At 54.0% G+C, this 17966-nt stretch carries 15 protein-coding genes; 4 read left to right on the forward strand and 11 right to left on the reverse strand.

Going from position 1 to position 17966, the window contains the following annotated elements; genetic code table 11:
- The first annotated feature begins 8 nt into the window (after window positions 1–8).
- The gene (locus PBOR_RS01170; RefSeq protein ID WP_245647999.1) at window positions 9–824 is read left to right on the forward strand and encodes a helix-turn-helix transcriptional regulator; all 816 of its coding nucleotides are present in this window, start codon (window positions 9–11) and stop codon (window positions 822–824) included.
- Window positions 825–945: 121 nt separating this feature from the next.
- On the forward strand, window positions 946–1371 hold the full coding sequence (locus tag PBOR_RS01175; protein ID WP_042210067.1) for an HIT family protein: 426 nt from the start codon (window positions 946–948) through the stop codon (window positions 1369–1371).
- Window positions 1372–1463: 92 nt separating this feature from the next.
- Here PBOR_RS01175 and PBOR_RS01180 read toward each other — a convergent pair whose 3' ends face one another.
- The 3 genes from PBOR_RS01180 to PBOR_RS01190 all read right to left on the reverse strand — a co-directional run bounded on the left by PBOR_RS01180 (window position 1464) and on the right by PBOR_RS01190 (window position 6015).
- Window positions 1464–2708 carry a SpoVR family protein gene (locus tag PBOR_RS01180; protein ID WP_042218769.1) on the reverse strand — a complete coding sequence of 415 codons (1245 nt, stop codon included), beginning with the start codon at window positions 2706–2708 and terminating at the stop codon, window positions 1464–1466.
- Window positions 2709–2841: 133 nt separating this feature from the next.
- A complete protein-coding gene (gene yhbH / locus PBOR_RS01185; protein WP_042210068.1) occupies window positions 2842–4083 on the reverse strand; it encodes a sporulation protein YhbH in 1242 nt (413 codons plus the stop codon).
- 30 nt (window positions 4084–4113) lie between these two features.
- Complete coding sequence (locus PBOR_RS01190; RefSeq protein ID WP_042210069.1) at window positions 4114–6015, reverse strand: PrkA family serine protein kinase; 1902 nt, start codon at window positions 6013–6015, stop codon at window positions 4114–4116.
- 435 nt (window positions 6016–6450) lie between these two features.
- Between PBOR_RS01190 and PBOR_RS01195 the strand changes: the two genes are divergently transcribed.
- Window positions 6451–7167, forward strand: a complete 717-nt coding sequence (locus PBOR_RS01195) for a coiled-coil domain-containing protein (RefSeq protein WP_245648000.1) — start codon at window positions 6451–6453, stop codon at window positions 7165–7167.
- A 69-nt stretch (window positions 7168–7236) separates the two neighbouring features.
- On the opposite strand, the gene PBOR_RS01200 is transcribed toward PBOR_RS01195, so the two are convergent.
- From PBOR_RS01200 to udk, 7 genes are all read right to left on the reverse strand, one after another.
- Complete coding sequence (locus PBOR_RS01200) at window positions 7237–8571, reverse strand: 6-phospho-beta-glucosidase (protein ID WP_042210071.1); 1335 nt, start codon at window positions 8569–8571, stop codon at window positions 7237–7239.
- A gap of 6 nt (window positions 8572–8577) precedes the next feature.
- Window positions 8578–9573, reverse strand: coding sequence for an N-acetylglucosamine kinase (locus tag PBOR_RS01205; protein WP_042210072.1), 996 nt, complete (start codon window positions 9571–9573; stop codon window positions 8578–8580).
- Window positions 9574–9737: 164 nt separating this feature from the next.
- Complete coding sequence (locus tag PBOR_RS01210) at window positions 9738–10727, reverse strand: LacI family DNA-binding transcriptional regulator (protein WP_042210073.1); 990 nt, start codon at window positions 10725–10727, stop codon at window positions 9738–9740.
- Between the two features lie 108 nt (window positions 10728–10835).
- Entirely contained in the window at window positions 10836–12224 is a 1389-nt protein-coding gene (locus tag PBOR_RS01215; RefSeq protein ID WP_081971867.1) for an ABC transporter substrate-binding protein, read from the reverse strand.
- A 40-nt stretch (window positions 12225–12264) separates the two neighbouring features.
- Complete coding sequence (locus tag PBOR_RS01220) at window positions 12265–13143, reverse strand: carbohydrate ABC transporter permease (protein ID WP_052429280.1); 879 nt, start codon at window positions 13141–13143, stop codon at window positions 12265–12267.
- Window positions 13140–13997, reverse strand: a complete 858-nt coding sequence (locus PBOR_RS01225; protein WP_042218773.1) for a carbohydrate ABC transporter permease — start codon at window positions 13995–13997, stop codon at window positions 13140–13142. Before PBOR_RS01225 ends, PBOR_RS01220 begins: the two co-directional genes overlap by 4 nt.
- A 496-nt stretch (window positions 13998–14493) precedes the next feature.
- Window positions 14494–15123: a uridine kinase gene (gene udk / locus PBOR_RS01230; protein ID WP_042210074.1), complete on the reverse strand. Its 630-nt coding sequence runs from the start codon at window positions 15121–15123 to the stop codon at window positions 14494–14496.
- 192 nt (window positions 15124–15315) lie between these two features.
- Between udk and PBOR_RS01235 the strand changes: the two genes are divergently transcribed.
- The gene (locus PBOR_RS01235; protein WP_042210075.1) at window positions 15316–16407 is read left to right on the forward strand and encodes a threonine aldolase family protein; all 1092 of its coding nucleotides are present in this window, start codon (window positions 15316–15318) and stop codon (window positions 16405–16407) included.
- A gap of 89 nt (window positions 16408–16496) precedes the next feature.
- Here PBOR_RS01235 and PBOR_RS35165 read toward each other — a convergent pair whose 3' ends face one another.
- The gene (locus tag PBOR_RS35165; RefSeq protein ID WP_052429281.1) at window positions 16497–17816 is read right to left on the reverse strand and encodes a glycosyltransferase family 2 protein; all 1320 of its coding nucleotides are present in this window, start codon (window positions 17814–17816) and stop codon (window positions 16497–16499) included.
- Window positions 17817–17966: the final 150 nt, after the last annotated feature.

Raw genomic sequence — 17966 nt, forward strand, 5'->3', positions numbered from 1 at the left:
GGTGCAGAGTGGAGCCCATCTTTCAGATTGAGCAGCTCAAGCGGAGCGGATATTTCAATATGGACATCGATCATTTCCATGATTTCTACGAGATTTACTATCTGCTGTCCGGGGAGCGGCATTACTATATCCGCAACCGCATTTACGCGCTGGAGGCCGGAGATCTTGTATTTATTAACAAAAATCATCTGCACCGCACCACAGGCGGAAACCACCAGCCGCATGAGCGGGTCCTGGTCAGCTTCAGCGATTCCTATCTGGAGCCGGTGGCCCCGGAACAGAACTGGATGAATATCTTCGGCGGGGAGAGCTTCCTGCTGCGGCCTACGGCGCATGAACAGGGAGTGATTGCTGATCTGCTTCAGGCCATGCTCGGAGAGCAGAAGGAGGATAAGCTGTGGAGCGGTGAATATACAAGGACGCTGCTGCTGCAGCTGCTGATCCAGCTGGAGCGGATACGCAAGGCGAAGCCCGCCCTGGTCTCTCCCGAACAAAGCGAGGGGCAGCGCCGGGTGTATGGCATCATTGAATATCTGGATGCGCACTACGGCGAGAAGCTTACCCTTGGAGGGGTTGCCGAGCACTTCTTCATCAGCGCCACCTACCTGTGCCGGACGTTCAAGCAGACGACAGGGTTCACGGTTATCGAGTACCTGAATTATGTCCGCATCCGCGAGACGAAGGCGCTGCTGACGGAAACGGACTGGCCTATCACCCGTGTCGCAGAAGCGACGGGCTTCGACAGCATCGCTCATTTCGGGCGGATGTTCAAGGGGATTACGGGGCGCTCTCCGCTGCAGTACCGCAAGCAGCACCGGGCGTAACCAGGAGCTTCGAATATGATAGAGTGTAACCGTTCTAATAGTCGGCAGCAGATTTGTGGAGCAGTATAGAGCGTGTACTAAGATAACGAAGTGTAATCCAGAGGGGAAAGGATCTGAAGGCATGGAGAAGAATCAAGAATGTATGTATTGTATGGAGGATGAACGGCGGGACAACCTGATGATTGAAATCTGCGAGCTGGGGGTTTCGACAGTCTTTCTGTTCAAAGAGCAGACGTATAAGGGAAGATGCAATGTGGTTTACCGTGATCATGTAAAAGAGCTCTTCCACCTTACCGCAGACGAATTGTCCGCATTCATGAATGATGTGGCGCAGGTGGCGGAAGCGGTAGACAAAGCTTTTGGGCCGGATAAAATCAACTATGGCGCTTACGGCGACAAGCTGCATCATCTACATATGCACATCGTTCCGAAGTACGACGGGCAGGCCGATTTTGGCTCCACCTTCCAGATGAATCCGGGCCAAGCCTATTTAGCCGACGAAGAATACCAGGAGCTGATCGGGAAGATTAAGGCGCATTTGCAATAATAGCATTCTCTGATATTCTTAACGAACCGGTTCCAGGACAGAAAAGATGTTCCATATCCTTGAATAGATAAGGATAAGGAACATCTTTTTTGTTATGCCAGCTGTTTGCCGTCATACATATAGGTCTTCTCCTTGCCCTCTACTACGGTCCGCAGATGGACAGTCCGGCCCCAGAGCTGATGGACCATCGGCAGGGTGCGCTCAATATATTTGCGGTCCAGTTCAAGCCCCTCGTAACGGTTATAGAGCAGCAGCTCGCCGCGTCCATGCAGATCGTCGTCCTTGACGGTAAGATAGGGAAAGCCGCCGTTGGTGCGTGAACGGATCAGGTTGTCCTTGATCTCCTCCAGACTTTTATCGGTAACCTTGTACTGCTGGCCGTCCTTCTTATACACGAACAGATCCATTTCCTCGGCCAGCTCACGGGTCAGGTAATTGCGGATGAACGACACGTCCGATTCGGTCTCACGGATCTCAAACAGGGCTTCTAAGCCCTCCTTCTTCTCGATATGCCGGAGCATCATCAGCCCGAGATAATAAGGATTGATTCGTCCGGGAGAGGGCTGGATAACACCGGAGTTCATTGCAGAGAATTCGATGATCTCTGAATCGCTGAGCTCCAGCTCCCGCACCAGCTTGAGATGCCAGTAGCTGGCCCAGCCCTCGTTCATGATCTTAGTCTCCATCTGCGGCCAGAAATACAGCATCTCGGCGCGGAGCATGTGCAGGATCTCCCGCTGCCATTCCTCCAGATAACGGCTCTGCGCAGCGATATAACCGATTACATCCTTCACTTCCCCGTCCATCTCACGGAACCCCCCGGGTCGCCCGGAGCGGGCGAAGAACGGATCGACATGCTCCTGGATGGCCATGCCGGCATCAAGGAACTTTTCCACCTCATCAATGCCGTACTCCTGGCCGAACCGGTCCATCCGGTCGGCGAAGATGGCCATCCGGTCGACCATCTTACGGTCGGTTCCGGCGAACATCGCATTATTCTTGAAGAAATCACTATGTCCCAGCACATGAGCCACAATCAGCTTGTTCTGCAGGAGCGTATTGCTGTCCAGCAGGAAGGCGTAGCAGGGATCGGAGTTGATCACCAGCTCATAAATTTTGCTCAGGCCATGATCGTACTCGGATTTCATCCGGTGATAGGCTTTGCCGAAGCTCCAGTGCGAGAAGCGTGTAGGCATGCCGTAAGCGCCAATGGAGTACAGCACCTCCGGCGGGCACATCTGGTAGCGCATGGGGAAGAAATCCAGCCCATGCTCCAGCGCCAGTCCGGTAAGGCGTTCCACGGATTGCTCCAGCTGTTCCGGCTCGCTAGGTGTCATCATCATGGTTTCTCCTTTCGCAAGAAATAGAATATACGGCCCGGCGGTCCCGTTATCGGCTTGTTATCACCTGTGAACGAGGTGCGACTGACCTCTCTGCGGGATTACGGGAATCAAGCGGACTCACCACCGCTCAACTGGCCAACTCCTCCCCGAAGAAAGCCTGCAGCGTCTTGAATACATCCTCCTTCTCCTTCAGGATGGAGCGGCTGAAGGCGGGGGAGGTCAAGCTGGACATGGCTTCCCACAGCTGTTTGCCGCCATACACATGCTGGCGGATTTCACCGTAGCCGAGCATGTTCACACGTTCCAGCAGCTCGTTTGCCAGACGGACGGTTACCGGATTATCGCTGTCCAGATTATCCCCGTCGGAGAAATGGAAGACATAAGCATTATGCTGGCCCGGCGGATAATCGGCCTCCAGGATACGCAGCGCCAGCTCGTAGACCGAGGAGCAGCGGGTGCCGCCGCTTTCGCCCTTGGTGAAGAAGGAGTCTTCATCTACTTCCTTGGCTTCCGTGCTGTGCGAGAGGAAGCGGATCTGCACATTATCGTATTTGGTCCGCAGGAATCGGGTCATCCAGAAGAAGAAGCTGCGGGCCACATATTTCTCGAAAGCCCCCATTGAGCCGGAGGTATCCATCATTGCCAGTACGACAGCAGAAGACTGCGGCCGGCGGATATCCTCCCAGGTCTTATAGCGCAGGTCGTCACCGGTAATCGTAACCGGCCCGGTCGCTGAACCAGCGGCACCAGTGGCGGGTTCCCCCGGGGACGCCCAATGGGACTGCGCAGCTGCGGCATGCGGCATTGCCGTTATGCCCCCGCCGAGCGATTGCCGCTTGATCGCCTCGAACAGTGTACGCCGCTTGTCCACGTTTGACATCATGCCCTGCCTGCGCACATCATCGAACCGGATATCGTCGATCATCATGTCCGGTGCGGCTTTGGGCTTCAGCCGGGGCAGCTGCAGATCCTCGAAGACCAGCTCCGCCAGCTCGTCGATGGTCAGCTCGGCCTCGTAATAATCCTCCCCGGGCTGATCTCCGGCCTCGTGTCCGCCCTTGCCGGGGCCTTCCGCATCACCCTGTCCGCTCTGGCCGATCACATCTCCGACCTGCGTGCCGCCTTTGCCTTGTCCAACCTGCGGTTCGTTCTGATAGTTGTAGCGGAATTTCGGTTCATCCAGACTGCGGATAGGCACCTTGATGACCTTATCCCCCTGAGGCATAATAATGGATTCTTCGCTGACCAGATCGGCGAGATTATGCCGGATGGCCTCTTTTACCTTGCGCTTATGACGCTCCTGGTCAATCTCTCCCTTGCGGTGCAGTGACCAGTCGTCGCGCGCGATCATGAACATACGGTTGTCCATGTCGTCCACCTCCCGCTTGAATTAGAAGCATTACCGGTTTAGCAGACCTCCGACATATTTCATCAGTTCATTGGCGCAAGTGGCACAGTATCCGTTATGTTCAATCAGCCGCCGGGAGACCTCGTTCATGCGTTTAACCTGAGTCTCATCCGGATTAAGGGAGGAAGTGGTGATCTTGATAACATCCTTGAGGTCGGCGAACAGCTTCTTCTCGATAGCATCCTTCAGCGCCTCGTGGGAGGTATATTCAAACTGCCGTCCCCGGCGGGCGTAAGAAGAGATTTTGATCAGAATTTCCTCGCGGAAGGCCCGTTTCTGATTCTCAGTTATGCCAATCTGCTCCTCAATGGAGCGCATCAGCTTCTCGTCAGGGTCGCTCTCCTCGGAGGTGATGGGGTCCTTCATCCGGTAGCCGCTGCAGTAAGCCTCCACGTTATCGAGATAGTTGTTCAGAATGGTCCGTGCGGATTCCTCAAAAGAGTACACGAATGCCCGCTGCACCTCAGTCTTCGCCTTATGGTCGTATTCCTTGCGGGCCAGCGTAATCAGGTTCATCAGCCGCTCGCGCTCCTCCTTGGAGATTGAGGCATGCTGGTCAAGCCCTTCCTTCAGCGAGCGGAGGACATCCAGCGCATTGATGCAGGTTTTGTTGCCTTTGATCAGCGCACTGGAGATACGGTTGATGACGTAGCGGGGATCGACGCCGGACATGCCTTCATCGGAAAACTCCCGGTAGAGCTCTTCCACATCGGCGCCTTTGACACCGTCCACTTCTACACCGTCGTAGAGATACATTTTTTTGAGCAGATCGATTCCGGGCTTCTTCGGTTCCTTCAGACGGGACAATACGGTAAATACAGAGGCGGTCCACAGGGCGTTCGGCGCAAGATGCACCTGATTATTCAGGCCCGAGGCATCCACGAGCTTGCGGTAGATCCGTTCTTCCTGGCCGGCTTTGAGGTTATAGGGAATGCGCATGACGATCATGCGGGAATGGAGGGCTTCGTTCTTCTTATTCGAGATAAAAGCGCGGTATTCGGTTTCGTTCGTATGGGCGATAATCAGCTCGTCGGCGGAGATCAGCGCGAAGCGTCCAGCTTTGAAATTACCTTCCTGGGTCAGCGAGAGCAGATTCCAGAGGAATTTCTCATCGCATTTGAGGATTTCCTGAAATTCCATCAGGCCGCGGTTGGCCTTATTCAGCTCGCCGTCGAACCGGTAGGCACGCGGATCGGATTCGGAGCCGTACTGTGTGATTGTGGAGAAATCTATGCTGCCGGTAAGATCGGCGATATCCTGTGATTTGGGATCGGAGGGGGCGAAGGTGCCAATGCCTGTCCGGTCACTTTCCGAGAAAAGCACTCGCACCACCGGCATCTCTTCGATCCGGCCGTTATATTCGTGCTCCAGATTCATCCGGCAGACCGGGCAGAGGTCGCCTTCGATATGGACGCCGTATTCCCGGCGGAATTCCTCGCGGAGCTCGCGGGGGATGAGGTGCAGCGGCTCCTCCTGCATCGGGCACCCTTTGATTGCATACTGGGCGCCTTCGGGCGTGCGGGTGAAGGACTCCAGTCCGTGCTTCATCAGGGTGACAAGCGTGGACTTGCCGCCGCTGACCGGGCCCATGAGCAGAAGCAGGCGTTTGCGGACATCGAGGCGCTGGGCAGCCGGGCGGAAATATTCCTCCACGAGCAGCTGAATCGAATCTTCAAGCCCAAACAAGGTGCCGCTGAAAAATTTGTACTCCCGCCGTCCGTCCCCCAGCTCGTTGACGCCAGCTGATTCGATCATCCGGAACACCAGTTCATGGGCGGTTCCGGCGATATGCGGGTTCTCTCTGACAAGCGCTAAATAATCGAGAAAAGTCCCCTCCCAGAAGAGGTCGTTTTCTTTGTCCCGATAGGTAAGAAGTTTCTCCAGGAATGTCATGCTTACCGCCTCCCAATATAATGTCATACTCGTAAGTGACAGGTGACCGGTCCGGCAACATGCAATGCGGCAATACAGCTGAGCGTCCGACAGAGCAGCAGAGACATTCTATGAAGCTATGTGGTTGTCCCTTGATTTTAGCATATTATCTGTCATTCTTCGACAACAAAAATGTCATTGAATGATGGCGATTACTAGATTTGGAACTAATTCGACAGAAAAATATAATTATCACCTCTATAACGTTAGGTAATATAACATATAACTGCTGCATTTCTGTATAATCTCTTCTTTGATTAGTTTGAGTGGTTATAAATGGCGGCAACCCGTCCGTATTATGCGGGAAATTAGATTACATTTTTTTCTATCCTTAGCATGCCTGTGTGCTATATAATACTAGAGTTAAAAATACAAATATTGGGGTGTACTATGAAGGTGAAAACAGGGGGTCTCTGGCTTGCTACTGCAATGCTGGCGGTATCCGTAGCCGGGTGTTCCTCGGGGAATTCAAGCTCCGCAGGAGAAAATACCGAGAAGCTGAAGACGGAGATCAGCAAGCTTCAGCAAGAGAACAAACAGCTGAAGGAAGAGAATGACAAGCTGAAGGCAGATGCTTTAACAGTACCCGTAAATGCAGAAGAGGACAAGGGGGGAGTGGAGCTTATAGGTGAAGGGGCCGGCACTCCGGCAGCTGATTCCGGGAGCGGGCAGCCAGTCATCGTAAAAGGCACACCGCTGGTTATTGACGGAGTTGGCGAGTATACCATTACCAAGACCTCTTATGCCAAGAAGGTTATTCCATCCAAACCGGGATCATTCTACACGTATTATGAAGCTAAGGAGCCGGGTACAACCTATTTGGCAATCACATTAAAAGTGAAAAACCTGGCCGGAGAAGCCATGGATGCAGATGCTGTAGCGGATATGCAGATTAAATATGATAACAAATACGAATATAGCACCTTCTCCACCATGGAAGAAAACGGCGGAGAAGACTTCACCTATACCAGTATTTCCGAAATCGAACCGCTCAAGAATGGTACTCTGGTCTATCTGGCTGAAGTTCCTGACGAAGTAGAGTCGGGCGGCAAGCCGCTGTATGCGGATGTCAAAATTGAAGGCGAAACGTACCGCTATATCATCGTGAAATAAGGCAAAAGCCTGTGCCAGCCGCAATGGTTCATCTGCGGTCAGCACAGGCTTTGTATATGAGCTGGTAATTTATAAGACAGAAGCTGTATAGTTCTCTTGCCCGAAGAAGGCCGGCAGATACTCCTTATTCGCTTCCAGCATCTCATCCAGCATAGCGATAGCTACTTCCACGGAAGGGACCAGCGGATGGTGTGCCAAGGCTTGAATAGCCAGGCTGCGGTCTCCGGTGACGGCGGCGTCGATGGCGAGCTGCTCGTAAGTCTTGACCGCATGAATCAATCCTTTCGCCATCGGCGGAATCTTGGTCAGCGGAAGGGGCAGAGGGCCGGTCTTGGTGACAACGCAGTTGACCTCGATGCTGGCATCATCCGGCAGGAAGTCGAGGATGCCGCGGTTCGCTACGTTCAGGGTCTGAATGTCATTGGTGCCGTTATGCAGCGAGCGCATCAGATTGACTGCAGCCTCGGAATAGAAAGCTCCGCCGCGCTGCTCCAGCTGCTTCGGCTTCTCGTTAAGCTCCAAATTGCCGTAGATTTCAAACAGCTCTTCCTCCACACGCTTGACGACTTCAGCGCGGTTCTCGCCTTTTGAGGCTGAGGCCTGCTGCTCTTCAAGCATCGCATCCGTCATGTAGAAATATTTCAAATAATAGGATGGCAGGGCACGTAGTGATTGCAGGAACTCGGGATTCCATTCGCGCGCCGGAACATTCTTCGCGCTGTAGCTGGCGGTGTCATCCAGCATGTCATCCAGCTTGTCTTCACCCTCCACATCAATGCGGGTGATCCAGTGCAGATGGTTGAGGCCGACGAACTCGGCATAGATCCGGTCTGGGGCTGCATTATATTTGGCGGATACCTGCTTAATCAGACCAATTGGAGCATTGCACAGGCCAATGCTCTTCACCTTGGAATATCTTAATACCGCTTCAGTCACCATGCCTGCCGGGTTGGTGAAGTTAAGCAGCCAGGCGTCCGGAGCCAGCTCCTCGATATCACGGCAGATGCCGAGGATGACGGGGATCGTGCGCAGCGCTTTCAGCATTCCGCCGGGGCCGGTCGTTTCCTGGCCGATCACCCCGTATTTCAGCGGAATCGACTCGTCGCGGGCGCGGGCATCCAGCATCCCGACGCGGATCTGGGTGCTAACGAAGTCTGCTCCGGCAATGGCCTCGCGGCGGTCGGTGGTGAGGTGGACCTCTATAGGAAGGCCGGATTTCTCGACCATCCGCTTGGCCAGAGCGCCTACGATGTTCAGTTTATGCAGTCCGGCTTCAATATCCACAAGCCATAGCTCCCGGACCGGAAGCTCCTTGTAATGCAGAATGAAGCCTTCTACCAGCTCCGGGGTATAGGAAGAACCTCCGCCGATTACGGCGATCTTAAGACCTTGGTTAGCTGCCAAGATGAATCACTCCTGTCTTGTTGTGATAGGGATATATTCAAACTCTTCATAGGGACGCATTTGCTCATACATCTCATGGCTTATCGTGATGCCGTCACTCTCCAGCGCCGACCAGAGGGCGCCGACGACTGGCTCCGTAGACAAAGTAACTACAGCTGCGGCCGGTGCGGCTTCCCGCACAGCCCGTTCGATCGGGCCGCGGATCCAGCCGCGGTCGCCCCGGGTCAGCAGGCTTCCGGCCAGCACTACATCAAAACCATCGTTCTCCATGCCTAATCTATGGATAACGGCTGCGGCCGCTTTGCCCAGTTCCACGCCCTGACGGTGCAGGATGGCGAGCGCCGCAGCGTCACCTTCGGCCGCCGCCGGGAAGAGCAGGCGGGCGGCATCCAGCGGCACCTGCTTGCCGTGATCGAGGAAATCATTGTACATGTCATCCACCCGTTCATAGCCGAGCAGCTTCAAGAGCGGCCCGGTCATGAGGGTGGCGGCCTCCCGGCCGTCCCAGGCGCGGATGACCGTGCGGAATACCTCGATATTCAGGGCGCCGCCGCCGCCGAAATCGCCGTACATATAATCGAAGCCGCCGCACTGGAAGTGCCGGCCCTGCGGGTTGCGGCCGGCTGCGTTAGTGCCGGTGCCGCAGATCAGGGCTACCCCGTAGGGGCGGTCCGTCCCCGCCCGCAAGCCGATCATCGGATCGCCGCTGATCGTGTATGCTGTAAATCCGATGCCGCGGATTATCGGATGAAGGATATCATAATCGGTCTTGCGGTCGGCCCCGGCAAGGCCCAGGTACGTATGCCTGATATCCTCGAGCCGGAGTCCGGCTTCAGCCAGAGCGGCAAAGGCTGCTTCGCGGATACTTGCCGCAGCCGTCTGCGCTCCGGTCTGGTGATTGCCGTTGCCGCTCCTGCCTTTGCCGAGGATATGGCCATGTTCATCGCCTAGCAGGGCATAGGTTTTGCTGCCTCCGCCATCGATCCCCAAGTAGTAAGCCAATGGTCGTCACTCCTAAAGTTTTGATAGCCTAACCTTCTTCGGTGTTCACTTCGCAAAACTCGCTTCGGAAGCATATGCTTAGTTTTGATAGCCTAACCTTCTTCGGTGTCCACTTCGCAAAACTCGCTACGGAAGCTATGCTTAGTTTTGATAGCGATACATCATCAGGATTTCAGCGTAGATTCCCGTACGATCAGCTCCGGGTCGATCCGGATGTTCGAGCCGCGCTTCATCTCGCCGCTCAGTCTGCGCAGCAGCATGTCAGCTGCCGCCACTCCGATCTTGTCCGCCGGCTGGCGCAGGGTGGTCAGATGCGGGCGGAGCTGGGAAGCGATGTAGTGGTCATCGTAGCCGACCACTGCGACTTCCTCAGGCACCCGCACTCCCGCTTCCATCAGGGCGTTGATAACGCCAAGAGCGATGTTGTCATCCCCGGCGAACACGGCTGCCGGAAGTTTGCCCGCTTGCAGCCAGCGTTTCGCCGTGCTGTAGCCCATCTCGATCTCGAATTCGCCGGAGACGATTTCGAACGGGGTAATCCCCCGGTCCTGCAGTGCCTGCTGAAAGCCGGCGCGCCGTTCCCGCGTGCTGCGGAACATTTCCTGCCCGCAGATATGGGCGATGGAGGTATGCCCCAGCTCCAGCAGGTGGCTGGCCGCGGCATATCCGCCTTTGAAATTATCGATGGTAATCGAGTAGGTATCGTTCTCCGGCAGCTGATTGTCAATCAGCACATAGGGGATACCCCGCCGCTTCAGCTCCATAATATAATTGTCTTCTTTCATCGGCGAGAGCAGGATGAGTCCGTCTACGCGGTCTTCCTGAATCAGATAGTGGTTCTCGTCCGAGCCGATGCCCGTCGATATGGAGATCGCCAGGAAATAACCATGCAGGGCCAGCGTCTCATTCAGCTCTTTGACCACCGCATCGAAGAAGGAATCCTGGAGTGTCGTTACAATCAGGCCGATGATGCCGGTCTTGCCGCTGGCCAGACTGCGCGCAGCTGCATTAGGGCGGTAATCCAGCTCTTTGATCGCATCGAGCACCTTCTGGCGGTTGTTCTCCCGCACAGACCCGGCGCCGTTCAATACCCGCGATACGGTGACCACGGACAGTCCTGATTTTTTGGCTACATCAAAAATACTCACTTTCATCTCAAACGCTCCTTGCGGCGGATTTTCCGGTGCTAGTATCTGTCTCCAGTATACAGGGAGCGCCGGAGTTCCGCTAAACGTATAATTGCCTATGCCGCCGCTGCCGCTTTATCTTTTGATAATCTCCGTTACTTTCTTCTGAATCACCGGCATAACCTCTTCCAGCGTCTTGTGTCCGGTCTCGACAGGCTGCAGCTCATTAATGAACATGTCGTTGATCTGCGAGTAGTTGGTGATCAGATGGTTGTAGGATTCATACCCGTATTTGACAGCACCCTCGTAGACCTTCTTCACATCCTGCGGGTCAATCCCGTCGAAATGCTTGTAATAGACTTCAGCGGCTTCAGTGTTGACCGGTGGATTGCCTCCGCTCAGCTCAATGGACTTCTCCTGGACCTCGGTGGTCATCAGGTATTTGATCCATTCAAAAGCTTCCTTCGGATGCTTCGAATCCTTCAGAATCAGCAGCGGATCGACGAACAGGGTGCTGCGCACCTGCTCATTTCCGCCCCATGGCACTGCGGCTACGCCGATTTTGAACGGGAAGTCGTTAGCCCCGGCGAGGTTCCAGGAGCCCCCGATGGACATGCCGATCTTGCCCGCAACGAACGGGTCGCCGTTCTGTCCGGCTACGCTTTTGCTCCACTCGGAAGTTGGAGACACCTTATCCTTGAAGACAAGGTCGAACAGCTTCTGGTAAGCGGCAATGACCTCAGGGGAGTCGAAATGTGTCTCCGAAGGAACGCCGCCGTTGGTCCAGGTATCCTCGGAGTAAGGCTCTGCCCCGAAGTACAGCGGCCGCATATCCCGCTCCGCCCAGGTGAAGTCTACGCCGTATTGCGTTTTGGCGATATCGTCGGAGACGAGGGTCATCTTCTTGGCATCCTCCACCATCCGCTCAAACGTCCAGCTCTTATCTTCATAGTCACTTGGCGGATAGGAGACACCTGCCGCATCGAACATATCCTTGTTGTAGAGCATCAGGGTGACATACATATTGACCGGTATGCCGTAGGTGCGGCCGTTCACCGTGTAAATCTTCATCAGATTCCCGGGGATGTTATAGTCCTCAGCCTTGAAGCCGTCTTCCTTAATGAGGTCAGTCAGATCAAGCAGCATGTCTTTGTTGTAATACTCGGCGAAACCGCCGTATCCGTAGTGGCTCGTAACATCCGGGGAATTGCCACCGGCAATCAGCGTCTGCAGCTTGCTGTCGAACTGCTCATAGGGGGCTTTCTCTACCTTAACCTTGATATTCGGATGCTCTTTCTCGAACTCAGGAATCAGCTTCTCAATGAACGTGCGGTCTTCCGAGTCAATCGTATAATGGGATATCGTTACCTGTTCCCCGGAACCGCCGGAATTCCCGGCCCCGCTGTCCCCTGCTGCGACATTCCCTGCTGATTTGCCGCCTCCGCAGCCCGATATCGCTACCATTGCTGTCAGGGCTGTTGTAAGCAGGACGGCCGGCCTCTTGCTCTTCATGATCTTGTTCATTGTTCATTCCCTCCATGATTTCAAGTATTGTGGACCCGGATTACTTAATGCCTGTCAGCACAATGCCCTCCACAAACTGCTTCTGGGCGATAGCGAACAGAGTGACGATTGGAACCATAGCCAGGACAGAGGCGACCATCAGCAGATGCCACGGCGGAATGCGGAAACGTGATGAGGTGAGCGAGGCCATACCGACCGGAAGCGTGAATTTGTCCGACGAGCTTAAGTAGAGCACGGGGGTCAGCAGATCATTCCAGCTGTAGATAAAAGCAAAGATCGCCACGGTCGCCAGCGCCGGTGCAGACAGCGGAAGTGCGATGGTCCGCCACATCCGCAGCTCACCGCAGCCGTCAATCCGTCCGGCGTCGAACAATTCCTCGGGCAGCGTAGAGAAGAACTGCCGCAGCAGGAAGATGTTATACGCCGAGCCGAAGAAGGCAGGCACGATCAGCGGCAAGAAGGTGTCGATCCACTGCATCTTGGAGAACAGCACGAACTGCGGAATCATAATCGCCGGATAAGGCAGCATCATCGTGCTCAATAGCAGGATGAACCAGAAGTTGTTGCCGCGCCCCCGGTATCTGGCGAACCCGTAAGCGACCAGCGCCGAAGAGAGCAGGGTGCCGAAGACGGAGAAGCCGGCGATAATCAGGCTGTTCTTGTAGAGCGTACCGAACTGGAGAGTCTCAAAAATATCGGTATAATTGCTCCAGGCCCAGCTCTCCGGCAGAAAGGTCGGCGGGAACTTCAGCATTTCCCGTTTCGACTTCAGCGAGGTAGAGACCATGAAGAACAGCGGCAGCAGCATGAGGAATGTGGTGATTACCAGTGTGATGAAGCTGGCGATCTTAACGGGATCAACTCTCCGGCGCAGCCGGGAAGGCGGGCTAAGCGGGCTCGCGGCCTTAACGGTACTCATCGGCGGCTGCCTCCTTCATAGTGGACATAGCGATTAGACAGCTTCATAATGACGGCCGTGAACAGCATGACGACAATTAGCAGGATCCAGGCAAGGGCTGAAGAGTAGCCGGCCCGGTATTCCTTGAAGGCGCTGGTGTACAGATTGTAGACGTAGAACCAGGTGGAGTAGTTAGGTCCCCCTTGGGTCATGACGAAGGCCTGCGTGAACACCTGGAAGGAGTCGATCAGGCCCATAATCAGCTGGAACAGCAGCACAGGCGAGATCATTGGCAGCGTGATGTTCAGGAAAATGCGGAAGCGTCCTGCCCCGTCCAGGTTAGCAGCTTCGATCAGGCTGGCCGGGACCCCCTGCAGACCGGCGAGGAAAAGAATCATGCCGGAGCCTGCTGTCCAGAAGGACATGATGATCAGGGCGTACAGCGCCGTATCGGGATTCATCAGCCAGGCCGGACCGTGGATGCCGAACCAGGAGAGCATATAGTTGAAGAGGCCGATCTGCGGGTTGAAGATCCAGTACCAGAGGAGCGACATCGCAACGCCGGAGACCATACTCGGGAAATACATCGCTGTCCGGAAGAAGCCGCGCCAGGGAATGGTCTGATGCAGCAGCAGGGCGAACCCGAGACCGAGCAGCAATTGCACCGGCACGCTGATGAAGGTATATCTTAGGGTGACTTTCACGGACCGCCAGAACAGCTCGTTATGGAACATCTCTGTGTAATTGGCGAGACCGATGAATTTGGGCGGATGAATAATGTCATAATCGGTGAAGCTGTAGTACAGCGACGACAAGATGGGATACAGGGCGAAGATAAGGAAGCCAATCAGCCATGGGGAAATGAACAGATACATGTAGAACGTCTGCCGCCGGCTCTCACTCTTAATCACGAACACACCAGCCTTTCTTTCATAAAGTATAAGCGCTTTAACTTTGAGGGTAAATAAAAGTCGTTTAATGCTATTTTAAATAGAATAAACGAATAATAAGTTTAACCGCTTTAACTTTATGATCATCCTGTTGCACTAATCATAGTGGATGAAACGGAAATAATCAACAGTTATTTCTTCAATAAAGCGCTACCAGTCAATAAATATAACAAATGAGATGGAATTATTACTGAGAACAATGATAATTTCAATAATAATTCAGATCTCGCGTCAGGTAATATTACCTTAGTGGTGAATTGGTTGAGTTCTTCTGCATCCGTTAGCGCTGTTACTTATAAATCATGCGGGAGAATGTTATCTATTCTCCGTTTGTACCCGGCCGCCACTCCACTGCAAAGAGCCGCCCGGCATGGCCGGGCAGCTCTTATTCAACTAAGGTATGAGCAGGTGACTGCTCTGCTTAAGTCCACTGATGATCGCCTGACAGATACTTCTCGGTCAATACGGACAGCAGCTGAATACCTACTTCATTCTGTCCGCCTTCCGGGATGATCAGGTCGGCATATTTCTTGGATGGTTCGATAAAAGCTTCATGCATCGGCTTAACTGTGGTCAGGTATTGTGTGTGGATCGAACGGATCGTCCGGCCGCGTTCCTCGATATCCCGCAGCACCCGGCGGAGGATACGCACATCGGGGTCGGTATCCACGAATACCTTGATGTTAAGCTGCTCACGCAGCTTCTCGTCGGAGAGGACATGAAGCCCTTCAAGGATGACGATATTGTTCGGAGCCAGCTCAACGGTCTTCTCGGTCGAACGGGCATGAACGGTGAAATCATACACTGGGGCGAATGCGGCTTGTCCGGCTTTCAGACAATCTAAATGTTCAATCAGCAGTTCCGTATCAAAGGCCAGCGGGTGATCGTAATTGATCGCACCGCGTTCAGCCATGCTGAGGTAAGAATGGTCTTTATAGTAGTTATCCTGAGATATGAACGTCACTTTGTCAGATCCAAGACGGTCAATAACGGAGCGCGCTACCGTCGTTTTGCCGGAACCGGTCCCGCCGGCGATACCAATAATAAGCATGGTGTTTTTATAAACCTCCCTAAGCGATTGCCTTTGCAATTCCAATATTGTAGCACAGCGGTCAACTTATTTCACCTTGGATCAGAGGAATATCATGTGAACTTTCAAATAAATCGGGTATTTCAGCGAAAAATGATATAATTTCAAGTATTCGTACAGGTCGAGCATATTTAAAGGGAGCGGATTAGCGGAATGAATGAGCAGAATGCTTTACTGGAAGCTTTTAACGGGACAGAAGTGCAGCTGGCAGGTCATGGCAAAAGAGAGGTTGCCGTGCTGAAGGAAGCACTGGCCGGAGTGGAGGAGCAGCTAGCCGCCGACTTGTATGGGTCAGGCGCAGTAATAGAGGATTTCCAGACGGAGATGGCCGGGGTGCTCGGCAAAGAAAGCAGCGTGTTCTTCCCCAGCGGCACGATGGCCCAGCAGATTGCCCTGCGGATCTGGAGTGACCGCAAAGGCAGCAAAAGAGTGGCCTATCACCCGCTATGCCACCTGGAGATTCATGAGCAGGACGGGCTGAAGGAGCTGCATCATCTGGAGCCGCTGCTGCTGGCGGATAAAGACCGCCTGATCACACTGGATGATGTGAAGAATATGGGGGCGGGTATTGCCTGTCTGCTGCTTGAGCTGCCCCAGCGGGAAATCGGCGGGCAGCTGCCGGAGTATGCCGAGCTGGAAGCAATTTCGGCCTACTGCCGGGAGCAGGGGATTATTCTTCATCTGGATGGAGCGCGGCTGTTCGAAGTGCTGCCTTACTACGGCAAGACAGCTGCCGAGGTCTGCGGGTTGTTCGACAGCGTATATATTTCCTTCTACAAAGGCATCGGCGGAATTGCCGGAGCGGTCCTGGCCGGAAGCCGGGAGTTCACGGAGGAATCGAAGATCTGGAAACGGCGTCACGGCGGTGACCTGATCAGTCTATATCCGTATATTCTGACGGCCAAGTATTATTACGGGCAGCGGATCGGCCGGATGGCCGGTTATTATGAGCAGGCCAAGGAGCTGGCTGCCTTATTCAACAGCTGCCATAAGGTGTCTACGCTGCCGGAGGTGCCGGTCTCAAATATGTTCCATGTACATTTCGCGTTATCCAGGGAGCAGCTTGCTCCGGTATTGATACAGGTGTACACAGAGACGGGAATCGGGCTGACCCCGCGCTTGAAAGAAACCGGGGAAGCTTCATGTGCTTATGAGCTGAACATCGGGGATCTTTACAGCGGAGTGTCCAAGCCTGCGCTGGAAGAAGCCTTCCGGCTGCTGGATAAGCTGCTGCAGGAAGGCTAAAGCGGGCAAGAACAAAAAGCAGCTTCCTTATAAGGGGAAGCTGCTTTTTGTGTGGAGAGTTACACCATCCATCTAGCCGGTCTGTCCCGTTAACGGTTCATCAGCGCCCGCACGAAGGAAACGCGGAGCAGCTGTTTTTTCATCAGCTTGGTGCGGAACTGGCGCTTCAATTGATTGTAGGCCTGAGGAGAGTGGTTGCTCGCCCAGCTGTACATGAACTTGAAGTCGCTGTGGCTTTTGGCGGAGTTCATCAGGTAGTAAGAGATCGTATCATAGACGTTATGGTTGAACCACTCATTCATTTCCGGCTTGCTGTAGCCGAAGCGCTCGATGGCCATGTTGCGGATGTTGCGCTTCTCCTCCAGATTCTCGATCAGGAACGACTGGCTGAGATTGAAGGTGATATTGTTGCCGTGAATCCGGTACACGCCCGCCAGCGTATCAATAAACCCGGCATCGCCGATCAGCAGCGCCCGCAGGTAAATGGAAGCATCGTTGACCATGCTCATATTCAGGATATCCATGCTCAGCAGCGCCTCACGCTTGAAGATCGCGGTTAAAGTCGAGGCAGGCTTGGGATAGCCCTCCTGCTCAAAGTTCATGAAATAGTCGTGTTTGTCCGTGACGGGACTCAGCCCCAGACTGGAGATGGTAAGCTTCTGCGACTGGGAATACTCCAGAAATACATTGGCGGCGACAAAAGACAGCTCCGGATGCAGCCGGTGAACATTCACGGCTTTGGTGAAATAGCTGCGGTCAATGAGATAGTCATCATCGTCCAGGAACAGGATGAATTCCCCGTCGCCATGGGCGGCCAGCGCTCTGCGGCGGTTGTTGCCGGGGCCGCTGTTGGTCTCATTCTGCATGAAGATGACGCGCGGCTCTGCTCCGAAGGTGGCGTTCATCATCTCCTGCGTACCGTCGCTGGAGCAATCGTCAATGACGATGATTTCGGTATGCGGATAATCCTGCCGCAGGATGCTGTTCACTGCCTGCTGCAGGAAATCTTTTCTATTATAAGTAGTGATAATTACGCTAACCTTCGGATGGCTTGCGGGATCGGTGCCAAGGTTGAGTGTAGACTTCTGCGTATCAGGCCTGCTGCTGCTGAGGGCGGCAAGCCCCTGCATGAACCCGATTATCTCATCGATCTGAATATTGAATTGAGTGCTGACATAATACTGGAGCGCGTCATCCGAAGCCCGGCCTGCCAGAAAGGCATCCAGGACACTGATGAGCGTCTCCAGATGTTCTTTGATTCCGGCATCACCCTCGCTGCTGCTGATATTCCTGCCCTGGCGGATCAGCTCTTCACGGGTCAGACCCCCGGCGGGCGGATGATGAATATCGTCACTCAGCTGATGCAGCAGATGCAGTCCTGCTTCATGTAAGTCCCCGCGGTGATCCATAATCAGTCCTCCTAAATTTTGTGAGCTATACTCCATTGAATATCCTACGAACAAAATAGCACCGAAAGCAGAGACTTAGTTTTATGGAGCAATACTTCCAGGCTCACTTCGCAATAAAACTCGCTTCGGAAGCATGGGCTAAGTTTTGTG

The organism is Paenibacillus borealis (genome assembly GCF_000758665.1).
In the GTDB taxonomy this organism is placed as follows: domain Bacteria; phylum Bacillota; class Bacilli; order Paenibacillales; family Paenibacillaceae; genus Paenibacillus_AQ; species Paenibacillus_AQ borealis.